Source organism: Kitasatospora sp. NPDC024654 (genome assembly GCF_055559155.1).
This window is the reverse complement of the sequence record NZ_JBVHLF010000012.1, coordinates 90,854-112,999: the sequence shown is the minus strand read 5'-3', so window position 1 is coordinate 112,999 and position 22,146 is coordinate 90,854. Positions and strand designations below refer to the sequence as shown.

Below are 22,146 nucleotides of genomic sequence, written 5' to 3'. Positions count from 1 at the left end.
CCGGAAGTCTACGGCTTTCCGCCGGCGCTCAGTCGAGCGTGCAGGGCCAGCGCCGAGGCGTCGGTCAGGGTGGCGATCTGGTCGATCACCGCGCGCAACGCCGCCCGATCGTCCTCGGCCTCCCGGTACTGCGCGGCGAAGACCGGGTCCAGGCCGGCCGGTGCGTCCCGCCCGAGCAGCTCGGCCAGCTCGGCGATCACGATCCGCTGCCGGGCCCGCAGCTGCGCCTGCTCGTCGCGCTGCATGACGTAACGCACGGCCACCGCCTTGAGCACCGCGCACTCCAGCCGCACCTCCCGCGGGACCACCAGCTCGGCGGCGTACCGGCTCAGCCGGCCCGTGCCGTAGCGGGCCCGGGTGGCCTGCTCGGCGGCCAGGCAGAAACGGCCGATCAGCTGACTGGTGAGGTCCTTCAGGCCGGCCCGGGCGCGTGCCGATCCGTCGTACCCGCGCGGCCACCACTCCTCGGCCAGCAGCCGGTCCAGCGCCTCGCCGAGCTCCTCAGGCTCGGCGTCCCCGGCGTACCGCTCGGCGATCTTGAAGAGCTCGGCCCGCTCCTCGGGACTGTGCAGCGCGGCCGGGTCGATGTGGCCGGCCTGCAGGCCGTCCTCGACGTCGTGGGTGGAGTAGGCGACGTCGTCTGACCAGTCCATCACGGTCGCCTCGAAGCACCGGCGGCCGAGCGGGGCGCCGGCCCGCAGCCAGTGGAAGACCGGCAGGTCGTCGGCGTAGACGCCGAACTTGGGCGAGTGCGGGTCGGCCGGGTGGCCGCCGCGGGCCCACGGGTACTTGGTGGCGGCGTCCAGCGCGGCGCGGGTCAGGTTGAGCCCCACGCTGCTGCCGGGGCGCGGACCGAGCCGGGTCCGCTCCGCGCCCGCCGGGGCGAAGCGCTTGGGCTCCAGCCGGGTCAGGATGCGCAGCGACTGGGCGTTGCCCTCGAAGCCGCCGCAGGCCTCGGCGGCCTGGTCGAGCGCGGACTCACCGGTGTGGCCGAACGGCGGGTGGCCGATGTCGTGCGCCAGGCAGGCGGTCTCCACCAGGTCCGGGTCACAGCCCAGCGCCGCCCCCAGCTCCCGGCCCACCTGAGCGCATTCGAGCGAGTGGGTGAGCCGGGTGCGCGGGAAGTCGCTGCGCATCGGGGCGACCACCTGGGTGGTCCCGGCCAGCCGGCGCAGCGCGGCGGAGTGCAGGACCCGGGCCCGGTCGCGCTGGAACGCCGTCCGGCCGGGCCGTTTGTCGGGTTCGGGGACCCAGCGGGCCTGCGCGTGGTCCGCCGCGGGCATCTCGTCGGTCGTCGTCGGGTCGGTCGAGTACGAGGTGGCGTCCATATACAGGCCACCGTACGCCGTGGCGGTGACGGCCGGCTGGAGCGGCGCTCGAACCCGTGTTTACCCGACGGTGAACACCAGCGAGGCGTTGTGGCCGCCGAAGCCGAAGGCGTTGGCCAGCGCCGCGAGCGGGGCCGCCGCGCGCGGCTCGCCCGCCACCACGTCCAGCTTCACCTCCGGATCCGGCTCGTCGAGGTTGAGCGTGGCCGGGATGACCCGGTCGCGCAGCGCCAGCACGGTCGCCAGCGCGCCGAGCGCCCCGGCGGCGCCGAAGAGGTGCCCGGTCATCGACTTGGTCGCGGTGACGGCCGGGTGGACGCCGATCGCCTCGGCGATCGAGCCGGCCTCGGTGAGGTCACCCAGCGGCGTCGAGGTGGCGTGGGCGTTGACGTGCCCGACGTCCAGCGGGTCGAGGCCCGCCGCGGCCAGCGCCAGCCGCATCGCGCGGAGCTGTCCCTGCGGGTGGGCCGCCGTGATGTGGTGCGCGTCGGCGGTGATCCCGGCGCCGGCCAGCACCGCGTGGCCGCGCGCCCGTCGGGCCGCGGCGAACTCGGCCCGTTCCAGCACCAGCACGGCCGCCCCCTCGCCGACCACCAGGCCGTCCCGGTGCCGGTCGAACGGGCGGGACGCCCGCTGCGGCTCGTCGTTGCGCTTGGAGAGCGTCCTGGCCTGGGCGAAGCCGGCCAGCGGCAGCGGATGGACGCACGCCTCCGCGCCGCCCGCCACCACCACGTCGGCCCGGCCCAGCCGGATCAGGTCGAGGCCCAGCGCGATCGCCTCGGCGCCGGAGGCGCAGGCGCTGACCGGGGTGTGCGCCCCGCCGCGGGCACCGAGTTCGATGCTGACCCAGGCGGCCGGCCCGTTCGGCATCAGCATCGGCACGGTGTGCGGGGAGACCCGGCGCGGGCCGGCGGACTCCAGGACGTCGTCCTGGGCGAGCGTGGTCAGCACGCCACCGGTCCCGGTGCCGATCACCACCGCGAGCCGCTCCGGCTCGACCTCGGGCCGCCCGGCGTCCGCCCAGGCCTCCCGGGCCGCGACGATGGCCACCTGCTCGCAGCGGTCCAACCGCCGGGCCTGGACCCGGTCCAGCACCTCGGTCGGCTCGACCCGCAGCCGGCCCGCGATCCGGGCGGGCAGCCCGGCCGCCCAGTCCTCCTCGATCGTCCGGATCCCGGACTCCCCCGCCAACATCGCCGCCCAGGTCGACGGCACGTCCCCGCCCAGCGGGGTGGTGGCACCGAGCCCGGTCACCACCGCTCGAGTCTGTCCAACTGTCATTTCGCCCCCTTGTTTGTGGATAGGGCACACAGCCGATACCGCTTCGACGTGGTCGGCGTGCCCGGACATCCACCACTCTGCCAAGGGATTCACGGCACGTCAGATGCCGTGCGACACGGACTCCGCACGGCATTTATTGGAGGATCTCCACAGCACGGTCAGCCCCGGATCGCGACCAGCACCGCCTGCGCCATCGCCTGCTCGCCGGCCGCGTTGGGGTGCAGCGGCGCCCGACCGGCCGCCGGAAAGGGCGGCTCCACCCAGCGCTCCGCCTGCCCCGTGCACATGTCGTGCCCGGTGGAGGGCGTGTAGGTGTCAACGAAGGTCGCCCCGGCGGCCCGAGCCTCGTCCCGCAGCACGCCGTTGAGCCGCTGCTCCTTCGCGGCGAGGTAGCCCAGGTCGGCCGGCGGCACGGTGCGTCCGAGCACCGGCAGGCAGCCGGCCGGGTCGGCGGGCAGCAGGGTGGGGTAGCCGACCAGGAGGACCCGGGACTGCGGGGCCCGCCGCCGGACCTCCTGGAGCACACCGGCCACCTTGTCCCCGACCGTCGCGAGTTGGGCGTCGAGCCGGTCCGTACCGTCCGCCGCCGTGTAGGAGGCGCGGCACGGCGAGTCCTGGGCCTTCACCAGGTCGAGCTCGGCCAGCACGCCCTGGGTCAGCCCCTTCTCGACGCAACGGGTGACCACTCCGGTGAAGTCCGCGTCGTTGCCGCCGATCCCGAGCGTGACCAGCCTGGTCCGGGCGCTCAGCGCGCCCAGTTGGGCAGGGTTGCTGCCGCCGTCCAGCTGTTGGGGCGCGGTCAGGTCGGCCGTGGTCGCGCCGGAGCAGCTCATGTCGGTGAAGTCGGCGCCGCCGATGCCCAACCCCTGGGCGACCAGCGCCGGGTAGTCCACCGCCGACCGGCCGCAGCCCTTCGGCCCGTCGGCCTGCGGCTGGACCTGCAGGCCCGCGGTGTAGGAGTCGCCGAGCGCGACGTACGGGCCGCGCGGCGGCGAGGCGGACGGCTGGGCGGGAGCACCCCCGCCGGCCGTCGAGCAGCCCGCCAGCAACAGCCCGGCGCCCAGCCACCCGATGGCCCTGGCCCGGCGGTTCACGCGTCACCCCCCTCTCACACGGTGGGACGGCCCGCCGCCCGGGCCACCCGGGGGTCAACGAACGGGTGGGCCGGAACGACTCCCGGCCCACCCGTTCGGACGCTCCCGGGCTCCCGAGCACTGCGCCGGGCTACTCCGCGCCGCGCTCGTGCTCGGCCAGGAACTGCTCGAACTGCCGCCCCAGCTCGTCGGCCGAGGGCAGCTCGGCGGAGGCGGCGAGCAGGCTCTCCCGGGTCTCGGCCCCCGCCACCGCGTCGTACTGGCCCTCCATGCCGCGGATCGCCGTGCGCAGCTCGCCGTCGCCGTGCGAGAGCTGCTCCTCGATGTCGGCGTACACCTCGCCGACCCGGTCGCGCAGCTCGTGGCCCGGCAGGACCAGACCGGTCGCCGACTGGACCGCCTCCAGGATCAGCACCGCCGCCGCCGGGTAGGCCGAACGGGCCACGTAGTGGGGGACGTGCACCGCGAAACCCAGCACGTCGTGGCCGGCCTCGGCGAGCCGGTACTCCACCAGCGCCTGGGCGCTGCCCGGCACCTCGGCCCGCTCGAACCACTGCGGGTAGCCGACCGCCAGGTCGAGCCGGTTGCCGTGCGGGGTCAGGCCGACCGGGCGGGTGTGCGGGACACCCATCGGGATGCCGTGGAAGTCCACCGTGAGGCGCACCCCCAGCTCCTCCACCAGCCGGCGGACCGCCGCCGCGAAGGCCTCCCACTCGACGTCCGGCTCCGGGCCGCTGAGCACCAGGAAGGGCGCGCCGGTGGCGTCGTGGACCAGCCGCAGCAGGATCTCCGGCGGCTCGTACGCCGACCAGCTCTCCCGATCGAAGGTCATCACCGGGCGGCGGGCGCGGTAGTCGACCAGCCGGTCGTGGTCGAACCGGGCCACCACCACCGGGCTGCCCTGGTCGAGCAGGTGGGCCAGCACCTGGCCGCCGGCCTCACCGGCGTCCATGAAGCCCTCGAAGTGGTACAGCAGGACCAGGCCGGTCTCCGGCCCGCCCTGGACGGAGGTCGCCGCGGCGTTCGCCGCGGCCACCGCCGCCACGCCCTTCGGCTCCAGCTCGTACAGCGCCTCGGGATCACGCACCGCGCACCCAACCGTTTCTCGTCGTCGGTCCTACTCCTGGCCGGGGCCGCCCGACCGCAGCCGACCGCGGCGTACCCTCGCCCAGTGCAGCATGCCGCGAGTCGCGGACATTCCCCCGCTCACCCGTCCGGCGAGCACCCTCACCGGCCGCGCGGCCGCCGGGCGACCGGCCGACGCCATCAGGACGGTGTCGGAATCATCTCATCCCGCAACCGGCCACCGACGGAGAACCCCTGGTCAGAGGCGGTCCGGACATTCCGGCGGCCAGGCCGCCGCCAGCTCGCGACAACACCCGGCGCGCCGCGAAGTGACGTGCGGGGCCAAGGCAGGTATCGTCCTCTCGCTGCCTCGCATCATCGCGTCGCCGCCACGTCGTCTGTCACGCCGTGGGCCGCGGTCCCGATCCATGTACGGCCAGCCACCTGAATGTCACCTTGCCTTCATCTGGCCGCCTGCTTCCCTTCGCGCTCTCCTTCCTCTCTCGGCCATCTCGCGGACGCACACTGTCCCCTCGCACGTCCCGCCGGATCGGTCCATGTGAACCATGCCCGCGCCGGCACCGCGTTGCCCGCCTCCCGGGCCGCCCCCTCCCCCTGGTACGACCCGCCCCGGCGTACCCGGGGCCGGGGAACGGCAGGGGACGGGGCGACCTGTCCTCCCGACCGTCCGTACCCCGGACGTCAGGGCCCTCCGATCGCCGAAGGACCGAAGGTTCCGTGCCAGCAACCGTTACCCTGACCGGCCGCACCGTCCGGCTGGAGCCCCTGACAGAGCAGCACACCGAGGCGCTGGCCGCGGCCGCCGCCGAGGATCGCAGCTCGTACGCGTTCACGGCCGTCCCGCAGGGGCTGTCGGGCGCCCGCGAGTTCATCGCCACCGCGCAGGCCGACCAGGCGGCCGGCCGCTCGCTGGTCTTCGCCACCGTGCGGGCCTCGGACGGCCTGGTGGTCGGCTCGACCCGGTTCCTGGAGCTCGACTACTGGCAGGGCCCGGTGGTCTGGCCGCCGCTGCCGCAGGGCCCGATCGGCGACCCGGCGACCGCCACCCCGGACGCCGCGGAGATCGGCCGCACCTGGCTCTCCGCGCACGCCCAGGGCACCGGCATCAACACCGAGGCCAAGCTGCTGATGCTGCGCCACGCCTTCGAGGTCTGGGGCGTGCAGCGGATCTCGCTCCGGGCCGACGCCCGCAACCTGCGCTCGCGCGCGGCGATCGAGCGGCTCGGCGCCACCTCCGAGGGTGTCCGGCGGGCGCACAGCCGGGGGCTGGACGGGGTGGTGCGGGGCACGGCGTTCTACTCGATCCTCGCCGAGGAGTGGCCGGCCGTCCGCGACATCATCGAGCTGCGGATCGCCGCGGCCACCTCGCCGAGCGCGCCGGACCGCCGGATCGCCCGCGGCATGGGCCGCGAACTCGACCAGGAGTGTGTCAGACACGCCGGTTCCCTGATCCCGGCCTGATCCGATCCCGGCCCAGCCGGCGGCCGGCCCGGCCTCCACCGTCCGGGCCCGCACCGGGTGTGCCCCGGCCGTGGAGTCAACCGCGATCGGGGGTAGCCACCTGCGGGGGATATTTCGCATACCTACCGTCCTGCCGGGCACCCCTCCCCCATGACCGCGCTCAACTCCCTGCGACTGCTCGGCGCCGACCAGCAGCACATCGTCACCCGTGCCCAGCTGATCGAGCACGGCGTTCCGTCCGGCACCATCGCGCACCGGCTTCGGCCGGGCGGACCCTGGCAGCGGGTGCTGCCGCGGGTGATCTGCCTGCAGAACGGGCGCCTGACACCGCACCAACGCCTGCGTGCCGCGCTCAGCTACGCCGCGCCCAAGGGCCAGCGGCCGCACCCGGGCGCGGTGCTGCTGACCGGCATGGCGGTGCTGGCCGACGTCGGGCTGGCGAGCGCCGGGCACCCGGCGGATCTGGAGATGGTCGACGTGCTGATCCCGGGCTGCCGCCGGGTGGCCAGCCGCGACTTCGTCCGGGTGCACCGCAGCCCCGGGATGCCGGCCGGCTTCCAGCGCGACGACGGGCTGTGGAGCGTCGAGGTGGGGCGCGCGCTGGCCGACCTGGCACCGGTGCTGACCGGCGACCGGCGGTTCCGCGCGCTCTGCGCCGAGGCGGTGCAGGGGCGGCACTGCGAGCGCGCCGAACTGCTCGGCAAACTGCTCGGCGGCTCGCCCGCGACGGCCTCGTTGCCACACGTCCGGCAGGTAGCGGACGAGCTGACCGCCGGGGTGTACTCGATCGCCGAGGCCGAGGCGCGCGAGGTGTTGCGAGCCGGCGGGCTGCCGGAGCCGCTGTGGAGCCCGGTGTTGCTGCTGGACGGTCAGTTCCTCGCGGTGCCGGACGCGTTCTGGCCGGACGCCTGCGTGGCGCTGGAGGTCGACTCCCGCGCCTGGCACCTGCGGCCCGCGGACCACGAGTGGACGCTCACCCGGGGCAACCGGCTGCAGGTGGCCCGGCTGCCGGTGGTCCGGGCCACCCCGGCACAGCTGCGCCGGGACCCGGCTCCGGTGCTGCACGAGCTGCGGACGCTGCTGGCCTCCGGCCCGCACGGCCCCTACCACCGGGTCAGCTGGCAGCGGGCCCGCTGACCCGGCCGGATCAGGCCGGCGGGTCACGGCCACCGCTCCCGGGGTCCGGTCCACCGGCCGCCGCGACGGTCAGGCCTGCCGGGCGGCCGGCCCCGTGGAGGACACGGGCTCGCGCGGCTCAGCAGTGGTCGTCGATCTCCTGGAAGGTGCCGTAGTGGTCCGCGGTCCAGTACTCCTCGCCCGCGCCGCCGGTGACCACCCGCCGGGTCCCCCGGTCGGCCGAGCCCGGGGTCGGCACCGTGTACTCGTGGTAGTAGCCGCTGCGCTGCCGGGGCAGCCGGCCCTCGCGGTTCTCGAAGACCACGCCGTCCGACCGGTAGGGGTACGGGCCATCGCGGGCGATCAACACCAGGGTGTCGCGAGCCTGACTGGGCAGCTTGCTGCGGCAGACGTCGGCGCGGGCCGGGCTGCCGGATGCCCGGGAAGCCACCGGTCGCGCGCTGGTCACCGGGGAGCCGGCCGTCGGTGTCGGATGCTGCCCGTCGGTCAACGCGTAGCGGGCGGCCGCGGCGACGGCGCAGGCGAGCAGGACGGCGACGACGATCAGACGGGCGCGACTGGTCATGAGGCCAGCTTGCCGGGTGCCCCCGGCCCGGCGTCGGCGAGCCGGCCGGGCCCACCCGGATGGCGCAGCACCCGCGGGCGCCCCGGGAAACGCCTCCGGGGCGGGAACGGACGCCATTGTCCGTTCCCGCCCCGGCTGCTGTACGTACGGCGGCCCTCCTGCGCCGAGCTCCGCCGTACGCCCCTCCCCGCTGGAGGGGGTCGCGGTCAGCGAGAGTCGCTGCCCGCAGTCTCGAGGGCGGCCCGGCCGGCCTCCAGCCGCGCCACCGGGATCCGGAAGGGCGAGCAGGACACGTAGTCCAGCCCCGCCTCGTGGAAGAAGTGCACCGAGTCAGGGTCGCCGCCGTGCTCGCCGCAGACCCCGAGCTTGAGGTCGGGGCGGGTCGCCCGGCCGGCCTCCACCGCGTGCTTGACCAGCGAGCCGACGCCGTCGCGGTCGATGGTCTCGAACGGGGACACCCCGAAGATGCCCTTCTCCAGGTAGGCGGTGAAGAAGCTGGCCTCCACGTCGTCGCGGGAGAAGCCCCAGACCGTCTGGGTGAGGTCGTTCGTCCCGAAGGAGAAGAACTCCGCGGCCTCGGCGATCTGACCGGCCGTCACGGCGGCGCGCGGCAGTTCGATCATCGTACCGAGCTTGATGTCCAGCGTGACGCCGGTGGACTTGGCCACCTCGGCCAGCACCCGCTCGCACTCGTCGCGGACGATCTCCAGCTCCTGCACGGTGCCGACCAGCGGGATCATCACCTCGGGCCGCGGGTCACCGCCGGCCAGCTTGCGCTCGGCGGCGGCCTCCGCGATCGCCCGGACCTGCATGCCGAACAGGCCGGGGATCACCAGGCCGAGCCGGACGCCGCGCAGACCCAGCATCGGGTTCTGCTCGTGCAGCTTGTGGACGGCCTGGAGCAGCCGCAGGTCGTTCTCGTTCGGGTCCTTGCGGGCCTCGGCGAGGGCGACCCGGACCGACAGCTCGGTGATGTCGGGCAGGAACTCGTGCAGTGGCGGGTCGAGCAGGCGCACCGTCACCGGCAGCCCGTCCATCGACTGGAAGAGCTCGACGAAGTCGCCCTTCTGCAGCGGGAGGAGGGTGGAGAGGGCCTGCTCGCGGTCCTTGTCGTTGTCCGCCAGGATCAGGTGCTCGACCTCCTTGCGGCGCTCCTCGCCGAGGAACATGTGCTCGGTGCGGCACAGGCCGATGCCCTGGGCGCCGTAGCGGCGGGCGCGGTTGGCGTCCTCGGCGTTGTCGGCGTTGGCCCGCACGGCGAGCCGGCGGCGCACGTCGGCGTGCGACATCAGCCGGTGCACCGCCTGCACCAGACCGCCCTGGACGTCCGCGCCGGCGTGCAGGGTTCCCTCGAAGTACTCCACCACCGGGGAGGGCAGCACCGGGACCTCGCCCAGGTAGACCTTGCCGGTCGCGCCGTCGATCGAGACGACGTCGCCCTCCTCGATCACCTGCCCGTCGGCGGTGGTCATCCGGCGGCGCTTGGTGTCGACCTCCAGCTCCTCGGCGCCGCAGACACAGGTCTTGCCCATACCACGGGCGACCACGGCGGCGTGCGAGGTCTTGCCGCCGCGCGAGGTCAGGATGCCCTCGGCGGCGATCATGCCGTCCAGGTCGTCCGGGTTGGTCTCGCGGCGCACCAGGATGACCTTCTCGCCGGAGCGGGACCACTTGACGGCGGTGTAGGAGTCGAAGACCACCTTGCCGATCGCGGCGCCGGGCGAGGCGGCGAGGCCCCAGGCGATCTGCTTGGAGCTGGTGTCGGGGGCGAACCGCGGGAACATCAGTTGGGAGAGCTGACCGCCGGTCACCCGGTGCAGCGCCTCGTCCAGGTCGATCAGACCCTGGTCGACCAGCTGGACGGCGATCCGGAAGGCGGCCGCGGCGGTGCGCTTGCCGATCCGGGTCTGCAGCATCCAGAGCTTGCCGCGCTCGATGGTGAACTCGATGTCGCACAGGTCGCGGTAGTGCAGTTCGAGCTTGTGCATGATCGCCATCAGCTCGTCGTACGACTTCTTGTCCAGCTGCTCCAGGTCGGCCAACGGGAGGGTGTTGCGGATGCCGGCGACGACGTCCTCGCCTTGGGCGTTGGAGAGGTAGTCGCCGTAGACGCCGACCGCGCCGGTGGAGGGGTCGCGGGTGAAGGCGACGCCGGTGCCGGAGTCCTCGCCGAGGTTGCCGAAGACCATGCTGCAGATGTTGACCGCGGTACCCAGGTCGTTGGGGATGCGCTCCTGGCGACGGTAGAGGCGGGCCCGGTCGCCGTTCCAGGAGTGGAAGACGGCGTGGATCGCCAGGTCCATCTGCTCGCGCGGGTCCTGCGGGAACTCCCGGCCGGTCTCGCGCAGCACGATGGCCTTGAAGGTCTCGACCAGTGCGCGCAGGTCGGCGGCGTCCAGGTCGAGGTCGTTGGCGCTGCCCTTGGCGCGCTTGGCCTCGTCGAGGGCCTCCTCGAACAGCTCGCCCTCGACGCCCAGCACGGTCTTGCCGAACATCTGGACCAGGCGGCGGTAGGAGTCCCAGGCGAACCGCTCGTTGCCGGACTGCGCGGCGAGCCCGGCCACCGAGGCATCGGACAGACCGATGTTGAGGACGGTGTCCATCATGCCGGGCATCGAGAACTTGGCACCGGAGCGGACCGAGACGAGCAGCGGGTTGTCCGGCTGGCCCAGCCGCTTGCCCATCTGCTGCTCCAGGGCGGCCAGGTGCTCGCTGACCTCGTTGTGCAGCGAGGCCGGCTCGGCGCCGGTCTCCAGGAAGACCTTGCAGGCTTCGGTGGTGAGGGTGAACCCCGGAGGGACCGGGAGCCCGAGGTTGGTCATCTCGGCGAGGTTGGCACCTTTGCCGCCGAGCAGGTCCTTGAGGTCCTTGTTTCCTTCGGTGAAGGAGTAAACAAACTTCTGCGTCGCCGCCACGGGTCGGTCTCCTCGCACGGGGGTTGCCCTGACGCCGGAGAACATACCCATTTCGAAGGCACTTTCGCGCTGTCGATAGGCCGTCCGAGGCCGATTGCCAGCAGTGACCCACGAGATCAAATGCCCGTGAAGGCGTTCACCTCTGTTGATGAAATCGTCCGGCTGACGCTAGCGAGCGTTCAAGTCTTGAAAACAATGGCCCACGAAGATCAACCGGAGCCGACAGAGGGTAGTGGCTCGCACGGCAGGCCGTTGCCTCGGCTTGATTTCCTGCAGCCAAGAGGTCCGATCCGCTCCGACACCCGTTCGGGAAGCGATTTGGACACCACGGCCTCTTTCGTGCTCCCGACACCCCTTCCGGGGTGGCCCGATGTGGCGAGGGTCACGGCCACGGCCTGCCCATGGTACGTACTGGAACTCATCGATCCGTCGCGGAACGCGCCGGATCCCCTACGCTCCGTGGTGGATATTCACCAAAAGGGAGCCCTCTTGGCCAGTATGGCCAAGAGGGCTGGGCCGGGACGTCCGGACCGGGCGCGCGGCTAATTTTGCCTCTACGTCAGGGGTCAGCCGCCCGAGGTGTCCAGTTCGGCGTCAACACTCGGCAGGGCGCAGTCGTACGGATCGTCCAACCAGCCTTCGGGCAGGACCACCCGGCCGTTGCCACTGGTCCGGCCGCGCGGACCGTCCGCGCCGGCCGGCCAGCCCTGCTCCTGGCCCACCTGGCCGAGCAGCTCGGCCAACTCGGCCAACGAACCGGCCATCGCCAGCTTGACCCGCAGTTCCGAGCCGACCGAGAAGCCCTTGGTGTACCAGGCGACGTGCTTGCGGAAGTCCACGACGCCGCGGCTCTCGTCGCCCATCCACTGCCCGAGCAGCTCGGCGTGGCGCAGCATGGTGCGGGCGACGTCGGCGAAGGCGGGACGGACGTAGTCGGTGTCGCCCTCGAAGATGGCGACCAGGTCCTTGAAGAGCCACGGGCGGCCCAGGCAGCCGCGACCGACCACCACGCCGTCGCAGCCGGTCTCGCGCATCATCCGCAGGGCGTCGTCGGCCGACCAGATGTCGCCGTTGCCCAGTACCGGGACCTCGGCCGGGACGGCCTCGCGCAACCGGGCGATGGCGGACCAGTCGGCGGTGCCCCCGTAGTGCTGGGCGGCGGTGCGGCCGTGCAGGGCGATGGCGGACACCCCCTCCTCGGCGCCGATCCGGCCGGCGTCCAGGTAGGTGAGGTGGTCGTCGTCGATGCCCTTGCGCATCTTCATGGTGACCGGGAGGCTCCCGGCGTTGCCCACCGCCTCGCGCAGGATGTCCCGCAGCAGGTTGCGCTTGTAGGGGAGCGCGGAGCCACCACCCTTGCGGGTCACCTTGGGGACGGGGCAGCCGAAGTTCAGGTCGATGTGGTCGGCGAGGTTCTCGTCCGCGATCATGCGGGCGGCCTTGCCGACGGTGGCCGGGTCGACGCCGTAGAGCTGGATCGACCGGGGCTTCTCGCTCGGGTCGAAGCGAATCAGCTGCATGGTCTTGGCGTTCCGCTCGACCAGCGCCCGGGTGGTGATCATCTCGCTGACGTACAGCCCCTTGCCGCCGCTCTGCTCCCGGCAGAGGGTGCGGAAGGGGGCGTTGGTGATCCCCGCCATCGGCGCCAGCACCACCGGGGGCCAGACCTCCAGCGGGCCGATGGCGAGCGGCGCGAACTCGCCGGGCGCGGGGGTGGCCGGCGTGGGGATGTCCGCCGCCACGGCCGGGGGGACGCTCGCCGCAGGGGCGGTCGGGGCTCTGTCAGGCGTGGTGGTCATGCGCGGCGGATCCTCAGCAGGTGCACGGTGGGCGGACGGGACTCTCCATTGTCCCCCACCGCCCACCGACCCCCGCTGGCGCTGCCATCGGGTCCGATCCATCGGGACCGATCCGCAGGGGCCCGTCAGCCGGTCGACGAGTACGCCAGGCTCGCGTGCCCGGAGATGGTGGACACCGTGATACTCCTGCTGGACTGCGGATCGTCCAGTCCCGGATCCCGATCGACCCCGCCCCCCGACGCGGTGTGCGTGGTGACCCGGTAGGTGCTCCCGGGGGGCACGGTCAGGTCGGCCTCGCCCGAGGTGGCGCTGACGGCGACCCGGGCCGGTGGTGCGGTGAACCCGAGGCTGAGCTGCCCGGAGGTCAGTGTGGCCTGCACGTCCTGGGAGGTCAGCCCCTGTCCCCGGATCTGCCCGCTGGTGCTGTGGGCGGAGATCCGGCCGGAGTCCCCGTCCAGCTCGATGCTGCCGGAGGAACTGCGCAGGCTGAGCTCGCCGCTCAACCCGCTGACCTTGGCCGAGCCCGAGCTCAGCCGGACCGTCACCGCCGTCGCGCGCGGGACGTTGATGCTCAGCGCCACCGAGCACGTGGGTTCACCGACTCCGAGGATGCTCGGGCAGCGGACCTTGATCCGGAGCAGCCGGCCGATCAGCGTCTGCTCGACAACCGGTCGGCGGAAGGTCCAGTCCAGGTTCTGCTGTATCCCGACCTGACTCTCCGCCCCGGGGCTGATCTGGGCCGAGGCGTCGTCCAGGTCGAGGTCAAGGGCGCTGATCGGACCAAGGACCTGGGTGGGCTCGCTCTCGGTCTGCTCGGTGAGCGCGCCCCATGCCTGGCCCGCGCCGATCAGGATCACCAGTACGGCGAGCACCAGGCCGGCCGGCCGCCAGACTCGCTGCTCCAACTGCGGTGACAGCATGGCGCGCTACCCCTCGCCCAGGAACCGGAGCACCGCCAGCACCCGCCGGTGGGTGGCGTCCGCCGCAGGCAGCTCAAGCTTGGTGAAGATGCTGTTGATGTGCTTCGCCACCGCGCTGTCGCTCACCACCAGGTGTTCCGCGATGGCCGCGTTGGAGTGGCCCTGCGCCATCAGGCCCAGTACGTCCCGCTCGCGCGGGGTCAGCCGCTCCAGCGGATCGCGACGGCCACGGACCAGCAACTGCGCCACGACCTCCGGGTCCAGGGCCGTGCCGCCGGCCGCCACTCGCTGCAGCGCCTCCACGAAGTCGTCGACATTGGCTACCCGCTCCTTGAGCAGGTAGCCCACCCCGCTGGTGTTGGAGGCGAGCAGATCGGCCGCGTAGCGCTCCTCCACGTACTGGGAGAGCAGCAGGACGGCAACCTCGGGCCACTCGCGGCGGATCACCAGTGCGGCGCGGACCCCCTCGTCGGTGAAGCCCGGGGGCATCCGGACGTCCACCACGACCACCTGCGGCCGGTGCTCCTCGACCGCGGTGAGCAGTGCCTCGGCGTCACCCACCGCCGCCGCCACCTCGTAGCCGACCGCCTCCAGGACCTTGACCAGGCCGACCCTGAGCAGGACCGAGTCCTCAGCGATCACAGCACGCACGGCAACTCCACAGTGATGGTGGTCGGGCCCCCGAGGGGGCTGATTATGGCAAGGGTCCCGTCGACCGAGGCCGCGCGTTTTCGCAACCCGACGAGTCCGGTTCCCTTGGCGGGATCCGCGCCGCCCACGCCGTCGTCGGTGATGGATATCCGCAGCCGCGGCCCTTGGAGGCGAACCGAGACATCCGCCTTGGCGGCCCGGGCGTGCTTGGCCACGTTGGCCAGCGCCTCCGAGACCACGAAGTAGGCGACCGCCTCGACCGTCGGCTCCACGCGGCGTGGCAGATCGACGTCCAGCCGGACGGGCAGCGGGGCTCGGGCCGCGATCCCGGAGAGCGCTGCGTCCAGCCCCCGGTCCTCCAGCACCACCGGATGCAGGCCGCGGACCAGGTCACGCAGCTCCACGATGGCGGCCTGCGCCTCCTCGTGCGCCTCGATGATGACCTGCATCGCGTCGGGTGGGACGTCCTTCAGGGTCTTCCGGGCCAGCCCGAGGTTCATCGCCAGCGAGACCAACCGCTGCTGGGCACCATCGTGCAGATCACGCTCGATCCGGCGGCGCTCGGCGTCGGCGGCGTCCACCACGCCGGCCCGGCTCTCGGCGAGGTCCTCGACCCGGCGCTCCAGCTCCCGCGCCCGATTCGGGCCGAGCAGCGCGGCGGCGGCCCGCCGGTCGCCGCGGGCGATCCGGCTGATCGCCCAGGGGGCGATGACCAGCAGCAGCAGGCCGAGCGCGGTGACCCAGGTGTCCAGCGTCGTCCAGCCGTCGCCACGGACCGGACTGCCGTGCGGCATCAACCAGGCCCAGCCGAAGACGGTGGCCAGCACCACCCCGGCGCCCCAGCCGAACAGGGTGAGCACCCCGGCGGTCGCCAGCAGCGGTCCGACCACCCAGTGATAGGCGAACTGACGCCAGGTCGCCTCGGCGCGCAGCCAGGCGAGCGGGGTCCACCTCGTCCCCGGCGGGAGGACCGGCCGGCGGGGGATGTCCAGCCCACCGAGCACCCGGAACCGGCTGCGCTGGCCGACCGTCAGCACGGCCGGCAGGAGCGCGAGGAGCGTGAACATCGGCCCGATCGCGCTGGCCTGGGTCAGCATCAGCACCACCGGCACCGCGAACGGCGCCCCGGCGGCGACCAGCACGGCGTCCCGCCAGGCCGCGGCGGCCCAGGCCAGCGGATCGGCATGGCCGGGAGCCGCGGCGGCCACGCCGCCCGACGCGCTGCCGCCGCCACTGTCGCGCCCTCGGCGCAGCCCGCTGATGCTGATCATGCCGCTCAGCTTAGGACTCGCTCCCGGGCCCTGACATTGCACCTGGGTGCCCGCTTGGGGTGTACCTAGGTACACCCCAAAGACGGAAGTGAGCGACAAGGACTTCCGGTCCCGGGGCCGCGATTCTTGATTCCGTCAGCGGGAGAACCGGGGAACGGGGGATCCGGCCAGTGAACGAGACGGACGGGGTGGTCGAGGTGGCCGAGGCGCAGCAGCCTGGCGGCGAGCAGGGGGAGGGCGGGCTGGTGCGCTCCGGCAACGCGATCCGGGAGCCAGCCGACGAGCCCGGCGGGATCGACACGCTGGCATGGCCGGCCAAGGGTCCGTGGTCGGTGCGGACGACACCGCGGCGCAACGGCCGGTCGGCGCTGGAGATATACGAGCACGACCAGTTGCTCGACGTTCTGGTCGGCTCCTCGCTCACCGGCGAGCTGCTGCGCGGGGCTCGGCAGTCCCTCGGTGAGGGCGGCGGCAGCGGGTTCGCCTGGGGCCGCCTGAGGGCGGACGGTTCGGCACCCCAGGTGCTGTTCGCCATCGCGAAACTACGCGAGGTCCAGCCACCGGCCGATGTCGTCACGGTCGCCGGGGAGTTCTGGCTCGCCTGGGTACCGGGCCGGGTGGCCGGGGTCCTGGTCCGGCACCCCGAAGGGACGACCGAGCGGCTGCGCCCAGCCCGGGTGGGCTGAGAAGCAGCGCGGCGCCACACCGGGCTCGGCGGGTCCCGGGGAGCGGTGATCGGGGCCGGCGATCGAGAGCGGGCGATCAGGGCTCGGTGATCGAGGCCGGGGGGCGGCAGTGGGCGAGGGGAGGGTGACGGTGATCGTGTCGAGTGGGGCGAAGGAGGTGCAGACGATGTCGGGGCTCTGGGCGGTGCAGACCAGACGGGCAGTGGCAGGGGTGGCAAGGAGCATGAGCGGGATGGGGCGGCTGCGGGTGGCAGCCACCCTGCGCAGTACCGGGGTTCGGATACCCTCCCTGCTCCTCGGAGGGGCCGGCATCGTCCTGATTCCGTGGATCGCCGTGCTGGCCATCGTGGTTCGGCACTCGACGGGTTGGGTGGTACTGGACGTTCTGGAGGCGGTCTGCCTGCTCACCACGGCCGTCCTGCTACGCCGGGGCGGCGAGCAGCACCGGCCCGCCGCCCTGGCGGCGGCCCTGCTGCTGAGCGGCGACGCCTGGTTCGACGTGCGGACGGCCGCACCTGGCAGCGCCCTGGCGATAGCCGTGGCCATGGCGGTGCTCGCTGAGCTCCCGCTGGCAGCGCTCTGCCTGGCCATGGCCAAGCGCCCCCGCAGGGCCACCGCGGGCGCGGCACCGCACAGCAGCACGTCGCCGGCACTGCGGAAGATCAGAACGATGGCGTGGAACGTGGGAGTGGCGATACGCGAGGTGCCGGCGGTACTGCGGACCGTGGGCACCGTGATACGGGATGCGGGAACGCGGGCCCGGGCGTTGGGAGCAGCGGTGCTGCACCTGGCAACAGTGCTGCGGGCGCTGGGGGTTGCGGCAGAGGAAGCGGTGACGATGGTGCGGGTAGTGGGTGCGGCGGTACCAGAAGTGCGGGCAGCGGGAACGGCAGTGCGGGCAGCGGGAGTAGCCGTGGCACGGGTTGTGGAGATGTTGACAGGAGAGAGCACGGCCCAGGGAGCCAGTGGTCAGTACCCCTGGACCCAGCTGTGGCAGCCTCAACGCCTCAGCATGCAGCACTCGTAGCGGTACCCGGTCGGGAAGCCCGGGTTGGGAGAACCAGGTTAGAAGGCCCTGGCTGGGAAGCCCGGATCAAGAAGCGCGGTCGGCGGCGGCCAGACGCTCCAGTCGCTCCCGGGTCTCGTCGTCCATCGGGGTGTAAGCCACCAGCCGGCGGCCAGGCTGCGGGGAGAGCCAAAAGTTGGTGAAGTCCAGCCGCAGCAGACCGACTTCCGGATGCAAGAAGCCCTTGCTCCCGTTGTCGCGCGCGGCGACCTCGTGCCGCTGCCAGGCCGCCTCGAAGTCCGGCGAGGCCTGCCGCAGTCGGGCGAGCAGCGCCTTCCAGGCGGGATCGTCGACGTAGTCGGCCATCGCCGCGCGGAGTCGGGCGACCGAGACGGTCCGGGCGGACTCCAGGTCCACCCAACGCGACTGGTACCGCTGGTTGGTGAAGATCAACCAGATCAGGTTCCGGTCCTCGTAAGGCAGTTCGGAGAGACCGAGGACCCGGTCGTAGGCCCGGTTGTACGCGAGCACGTCGAACCGGCTGTTGAGCACGCAGGCCGGGTACGGCTCCAGCTGGTCGAGTACCAGCTTGATCGCCGGGGTGACCACCGGGCACTCCTCAGTCGGCGCCGGGTCGCCTGCCCCGGCTAGGGTGAACAGGTGCTTCCGCTCGTTCGGGTCGAGCATCAGCGCCCGGGCGACCGAGTCGAGCACCTGGACCGATACCTGGATATCCCGCCCCTGCTCCAGCCACGTGTACCAGGTCACTCCGACCGCGGCGAGCTGGGCGACCTCCTCGCGCCGCAGCCCCGGGGTGCGGCGGCGGCCGGTCTTCGGCAGGCCGACCTGCTCCGGGGAGATCCGCTCCCGCCGGCTGCGCAGAAAGGCGGACAGCTCCTGCCGCCGGACGTCCGCGGTATGCGGCACGGCGGGGGCCGCGGGTGTGGCCGCAGTGGCGGAGGAGGCCGTAGCGGCGGTGGTGGCGGGAGAGATCAAGCTACTCATACTCCTAGGATGCGCCTGCGGCGATCCGGGTTCCAGGTACTCCTGATAACAGGATAAACAGACTCTGGTACCAGGTTCCCGGTCATCGGATCGTAGTACCCGTGACACAGCAACTGGATCGCCTACCGGCTCACCTCCTGCCAAACACCGCGCCCACCACCCCGACCGTCCCCCACCGCACCCTCACGGTCGCCGGACTGGTCACCGTCCTGCTCGGCGCCTTCCTGCCGATGCTGGACTTCTTCATCGTCAACGTCGCCCTGCCCACCATCGACCACGACCTGACGGCCGGGCCAGCCGTGCTGGAGCTGATCGCCGCCGGATACGGCATCGCCTTCGCCGTCCTGCTGGTGCTGGGCGGCCGGCTCGGTGACAGTGTGGGCCGGCGCCGGCTCTTCATCATCGGCGCCGCCGCCTTCGCACTGACCTCGCTGGCCTGCGGCCTCGCGCCCACCGCCTGGACGCTGGTCGCCGCCCGGGTCGCCCAGGGTGCCTCGGCTGCGCTGCTGATCCCCCAGGTGCTCGCCACCATCACCGCCGCCACCGACGGCCCGCAGCGCGCCCGCGCCCTGAGCATCTACGGCGCGGTGGGCGGCATCGCGGTGGTGATCGGCCAGGTGCTCGGCGGCATGCTGGTCTCCGCCGACCTGTTTGGCACCAGCTGGCGCGCGGTCTTCCTGCTGAACGTCCCGTTCGCCCTGGCCGCCGCGGTCCTCGCGATCCGCTGGGTCCCGGAGAGCCGGTCGGCGGCGCCCAGCCGGATCGACCTGCCGGGCACGGCGCTGCTCACCGTTGCCCTGCTCGCCCTGTTCATCCCGCTGATGGAGGGCCGCGCGGTCGGCTGGCCGCTCTGGACCTGGCTGTCGATGGGTCTGTTCCCGTTCGCCGCGGCCGCGTTCATCGTCGTCGAACTGCGCGCCGAGCGGGCCGGGCGGCTCCCCTTGGTGCCGCCGTCCCTGCTGCGGATCCCCGAGATGCGCCGCGGGCTGGGCATCGCGCTCCCCTACTTCACCGGCTTCGGCGGCTTCATGTTCGTCCTGGCGATCACGCTCCAGCAGGGCCTGCGGCTCGACCCGGTGATGGCCGGCTGGGCGCTGGTCCCGCTGGCCGTGGGCTACTTCAGTTCCTCGCTGGCCGGTCCGCGGCTGATCGGCCGCTTCGGCAGCCGGGTGATCACCGCGGGCGCCGTGGTCCAGGCGGTCGGGACCGGCGCCATGATCGCCACCGTGCTGGCCGACTACCACGGCCTCTCCGGCCTCACCCTGCTGCCCGGGATGGCACTGACCGGCCTCGGCAACGGGCTGATCGGCACCCCGCTGTTCCGCGTGGTGCTCTCCAAGGTGCCGCTGGAACGCGCGGGCGTCGGCAGCGGCGTGCTGGCCACCGCCCAGCAGTCCAGTCTGGCCCTGGGCGTGGCCACCCTGGGCACCCTGTTCCTCGCCCTGGCCCCCTCGCTCGGCACCGGCCACGCGCTGTCGCTGGTGCTGGCGATCCAGCTGGCCGGCGCCCTGGTGATCTTCCTGCTCAGCGCCCGGCTGCCCCGCACCATGGGCTGACTCCAGGACGGCGGGAGAGGACGGCGGGAGAGGACGGCGGGCGGGAGCCCCGGTACCGCGGAAGAGGGCCCGAGCCGGGGCGCCTGACCCCTGCCGGGGAAAAATCCCCGACCGCCGTCAGTCCCTGCTGCGAGGATGATCGCCATGACGCACCAGACACCGCCGACCGCCGCCGACGCCCGTGACCGCAGCGAACTCACCGCGTTGGTGGCCGCCGGCGAGCGCCCCAAGTACCTGCTGTTCTGGGGGCACCGCCCGAGCCGGGACGGCGGCATCGGTCCGGGCGCGCTCAGCCAGTGGTGGCCGTCCGAGTTCACCGTCGACGGCGTCCGCTACCCGACGGCCGAGCACTGGATGATGGCCGGCAAGGCCCGGCTCTTCGGCGACGAGGAGGCCGTGCCGCGCATCCTGGCGGCGAAGACGCCCGCGGAGGCCAAGAAGCTCGGCCGGCTGGTCCGGGACTTCGACGAGCAGCGCTGGGTCGAGCAGCGGTTCGAGCTGGTGGTGGCCGGCAGCGTGGCCAAGTTCGGGCAGGACGACGCGCTGCGCGGCTACCTGCTCGGCACCGGCCGCCGGGTGCTGGTCGAGGCCAGCCCGCTGGACCGGGTCTGGGGCATCGGACTGGCGGCGGACCACGAGCACGCCACCGAGCCGGCACACTGGCGCGGCCTCAACCTGCTGGGCTTCGCCCTGATGGCGACCCGGGAGCGGCTCGCCGCCGAACCCACCGGCTGAGCGCGGCAGGGCCGGGGGGGGGGGGGGGGCCCCCCCCCCCCCCGGGCGGGGGGGGGGGGGCAACGGCGTTCAGCGGGCCGAATCAGCGGCCCCGGCCCAGCGGCCTCAGCAGCCGATCAGCCGCGCGCCGAGGTAGGCCTTCACCTGGTCCAGCGAGACCCGCTCCTGCGCCATCGTGTCGCGCTCGCGGATGGTCACCGCGTTGTCCTCCAGGGTGTCGAAGTCGACCGTCACGCAGAACGGCGTGCCGATCTCGTCCTGGCGGCGGTAGCGCTTGCCGATCGCGCCGGCGTCGTCGAACTCGACGTTCCACGCGGTGCGCAGGTCGGCGGCCAGACCGCGGGCCTTCGGCGAGAGGTCGGCGTTGCGCGACAGCGGCAGCACGGCCACCTTGACCGGCGCGAGCCGCGGGTCCAGCCGCATGCCGACCCGCTTCTCCATCTGGCCCTTGGCGTTCGGCGCCTCGTCCTCGAAGTAGGCATCGAGCAGGAAGGCCAGCATCGCGCGGTTGAGGCCCGCTGCCGGCTCGATGACGTACGGGAAGTACCGCTCACCGGACTCCTGGTCGAAGTACTTCAGGTCCTGGCCGGAGTGCTCGCTGTGCACCGACAGGTCGTAGTCGGTGCGGTTGGCGATGCCCTCCAGCTCGGAGAACTCGCTGCCGCCGAAGTTGAAGCGGTACTCGATGTCCACCGTGCGCTTGGCGTAGTGCGAGAGCTTCTCCTTCGGGTGCTCGAAGAAGCGCATGTTCTCGGTGCGCAGGCCCAGGTCGGTGTACCAGTTCCAGCGCTGCTCGAGCCAGTACTCGTGCCACTTCTCGTCGTCGCCCGGCTTGACGAAGAACTCCATCTCCATCTGCTCGAACTCACGGGTCCGGAAGATGAAGTTGCCCGGGGTGATCTCGTTGCGGAAGCTCTTGCCGACCTGCGCGATGCCGAACGGCGGCTTCTTGCGCGAGGTGGTCTGCACCGCCTTGAAGTTGGTGAAGATGCCCTGCGCCGTCTCCGGGCGCAGGTACGCCAGGCCGGACGCCTCCTCGGTGACGCCGAGGTGGGTCTTCAGCATGCCCGAGAACTCCTTGGGCTCGGTGAAGGCGCCCTTGGTGCCGCAGTGCGGGCAGTTGACGTCGGCCAGGCCGTTGGCGGGCACCCGGCCGTGCTTGGCCTCGTACGCCTCCTCCAGGTGGTCCGCGCGGAACCGCTTGTGGCAGGAGGTGCACTCGGTCAGCGGGTCGTTGAAGGTGGCGACGTGACCGGAGGCCTCCCAGACCTCACGGGCCAGGATCACCGACGAGTCGATCCCGACGACGTCCTCCCGCGCGGTGACCACCGCACGCCACCACTGGCGCTTGATGTTCTCCTTGAGCTCGACGCCCAGCGGTCCGTAGTCCCAAGCGGCCTTCGAACCGCCATAGATCTCGCTGCAGGGGTAGACGAAGCCACGGCGCTTGCTCAGGCTGACGATCGTGTCGATCTTGTCGGCGGCCACAGTGCTCTCTTCAGTACGACGACGCGGTCAAGGACCAGGGCGGGGCGCAGACGGGGCCCGCGCCGGGAGGGTGGGCGCCGCGGCCGGAACCGCGCGCCCGAATACCTCAGGTTACCGGCCCGGTGGGTGGGGGGTTCAAATCGATAAGCACATGTCCCACCC

General features: G+C 72.6%; 18 protein-coding genes. 6 read left to right on the top strand and 12 right to left on the bottom strand.

The annotated features are described in order from the left end of the window. Nucleotides 1–8: 8 nt before the first annotated feature. From ACZ38L_RS10370 to ACZ38L_RS10355, 4 genes are all read right to left on the bottom strand, one after another. Nucleotides 9–1,328 (bottom strand): deoxyguanosinetriphosphate triphosphohydrolase, encoded by a 1,320-nt coding sequence (locus ACZ38L_RS10370; protein WP_465691215.1) that lies wholly within the window; start codon nt 1,326–1,328, stop codon nt 9–11. Nucleotides 1,329–1,388: 60 nt separating this feature from the next. Then, the gene (locus ACZ38L_RS10365; RefSeq protein WP_465691213.1) at nt 1,389–2,609 is read right to left on the bottom strand and encodes a beta-ketoacyl-[acyl-carrier-protein] synthase family protein; all 1,221 of its coding nucleotides are present in this window, start codon (nt 2,607–2,609) and stop codon (nt 1,389–1,391) included. Between the two features lie 158 nt (nt 2,610–2,767). Further along, nucleotides 2,768–3,703 (bottom strand): SGNH/GDSL hydrolase family protein, encoded by a 936-nt coding sequence (locus tag ACZ38L_RS10360; RefSeq protein WP_465691211.1) that lies wholly within the window; start codon nt 3,701–3,703, stop codon nt 2,768–2,770. Nucleotides 3,704–3,833: 130 nt separating this feature from the next. Next, nucleotides 3,834–4,790 (bottom strand): PAC2 family protein, encoded by a 957-nt coding sequence (locus tag ACZ38L_RS10355; RefSeq protein WP_465691209.1) that lies wholly within the window; start codon nt 4,788–4,790, stop codon nt 3,834–3,836. Nucleotides 4,791–5,506: 716 nt separating this feature from the next. Between ACZ38L_RS10355 and ACZ38L_RS10350 the strand changes: the two genes are divergently transcribed. Both ACZ38L_RS10350 and ACZ38L_RS10345 read left to right on the top strand, forming a co-directional pair. Beyond that, nucleotides 5,507–6,250 (top strand): GNAT family N-acetyltransferase, encoded by a 744-nt coding sequence (locus ACZ38L_RS10350; RefSeq protein WP_465691207.1) that lies wholly within the window; start codon nt 5,507–5,509, stop codon nt 6,248–6,250. 150 nt (nt 6,251–6,400) lie between these two features. After that, nucleotides 6,401–7,387, top strand: coding sequence for a hypothetical protein (locus ACZ38L_RS10345; protein ID WP_465691205.1), 987 nt, complete (start codon nt 6,401–6,403; stop codon nt 7,385–7,387). 118 nt (nt 7,388–7,505) lie between these two features. Here the strand turns inward: ACZ38L_RS10345 and ACZ38L_RS10340 are convergent, their stop codons facing one another. From ACZ38L_RS10340 to ACZ38L_RS10315, 6 genes are all read right to left on the bottom strand, one after another. Beyond that, the gene (locus tag ACZ38L_RS10340; RefSeq protein ID WP_465691203.1) at nt 7,506–7,952 is read right to left on the bottom strand and encodes a ribonuclease domain-containing protein; all 447 of its coding nucleotides are present in this window, start codon (nt 7,950–7,952) and stop codon (nt 7,506–7,508) included. Between the two features lie 206 nt (nt 7,953–8,158). Then, nucleotides 8,159–10,912 (bottom strand): pyruvate, phosphate dikinase, encoded by a 2,754-nt coding sequence (ppdK, locus tag ACZ38L_RS10335; protein WP_465691287.1) that lies wholly within the window; start codon nt 10,910–10,912, stop codon nt 8,159–8,161. A 521-nt stretch (nt 10,913–11,433) separates the two neighbouring features. Beyond that, nucleotides 11,434–12,666, bottom strand: a complete 1,233-nt coding sequence (gene dusB / locus ACZ38L_RS10330) for a tRNA dihydrouridine synthase DusB (RefSeq protein ID WP_465691201.1) — start codon at nt 12,664–12,666, stop codon at nt 11,434–11,436. 125 nt (nt 12,667–12,791) lie between these two features. Then, complete coding sequence (locus ACZ38L_RS10325; RefSeq protein WP_465691199.1) at nt 12,792–13,586, bottom strand: DUF4097 family beta strand repeat-containing protein; 795 nt, start codon at nt 13,584–13,586, stop codon at nt 12,792–12,794. A gap of 6 nt (nt 13,587–13,592) precedes the next feature. Continuing rightward, the gene (locus tag ACZ38L_RS10320) at nt 13,593–14,237 is read right to left on the bottom strand and encodes a response regulator (protein WP_396564099.1); all 645 of its coding nucleotides are present in this window, start codon (nt 14,235–14,237) and stop codon (nt 13,593–13,595) included. Continuing rightward, entirely contained in the window at nt 14,225–15,508 is a 1,284-nt protein-coding gene (locus tag ACZ38L_RS10315) for a sensor histidine kinase (protein ID WP_465691196.1), read from the bottom strand. Before ACZ38L_RS10315 ends, ACZ38L_RS10320 begins: the two co-directional genes overlap by 13 nt. A gap of 170 nt (nt 15,509–15,678) precedes the next feature. On the opposite strand from ACZ38L_RS10315, the gene ACZ38L_RS10310 reads away from it, so the two are divergent. Both ACZ38L_RS10310 and ACZ38L_RS10305 read left to right on the top strand, forming a co-directional pair. Then, entirely contained in the window at nt 15,679–16,194 is a 516-nt protein-coding gene (locus tag ACZ38L_RS10310; protein ID WP_465691194.1) for a hypothetical protein, read from the top strand. Between the two features lie 223 nt (nt 16,195–16,417). Next, nucleotides 16,418–17,221, top strand: a complete 804-nt coding sequence (locus ACZ38L_RS10305; RefSeq protein ID WP_465691192.1) for a hypothetical protein — start codon at nt 16,418–16,420, stop codon at nt 17,219–17,221. A 66-nt stretch (nt 17,222–17,287) separates the two neighbouring features. Here the strand turns inward: ACZ38L_RS10305 and ACZ38L_RS10300 are convergent, their stop codons facing one another. Continuing rightward, entirely contained in the window at nt 17,288–18,205 is a 918-nt protein-coding gene (locus tag ACZ38L_RS10300; protein ID WP_465691190.1) for a helix-turn-helix transcriptional regulator, read from the bottom strand. 101 nt (nt 18,206–18,306) lie between these two features. Between ACZ38L_RS10300 and ACZ38L_RS10295 the strand changes: the two genes are divergently transcribed. Both ACZ38L_RS10295 and ACZ38L_RS10290 read left to right on the top strand, forming a co-directional pair. Further along, the gene (locus tag ACZ38L_RS10295) at nt 18,307–19,761 is read left to right on the top strand and encodes an MFS transporter (RefSeq protein WP_465691188.1); all 1,455 of its coding nucleotides are present in this window, start codon (nt 18,307–18,309) and stop codon (nt 19,759–19,761) included. A gap of 144 nt (nt 19,762–19,905) precedes the next feature. Next, nucleotides 19,906–20,496 (top strand): NADAR family protein, encoded by a 591-nt coding sequence (locus ACZ38L_RS10290; protein ID WP_465691186.1) that lies wholly within the window; start codon nt 19,906–19,908, stop codon nt 20,494–20,496. A 105-nt stretch (nt 20,497–20,601) separates the two neighbouring features. Here the strand turns inward: ACZ38L_RS10290 and ACZ38L_RS10285 are convergent, their stop codons facing one another. Then, complete coding sequence (locus tag ACZ38L_RS10285) at nt 20,602–21,984, bottom strand: glycine--tRNA ligase (protein ID WP_396564113.1); 1,383 nt, start codon at nt 21,982–21,984, stop codon at nt 20,602–20,604. Nucleotides 21,985–22,146 lie beyond the last annotated feature (162 nt).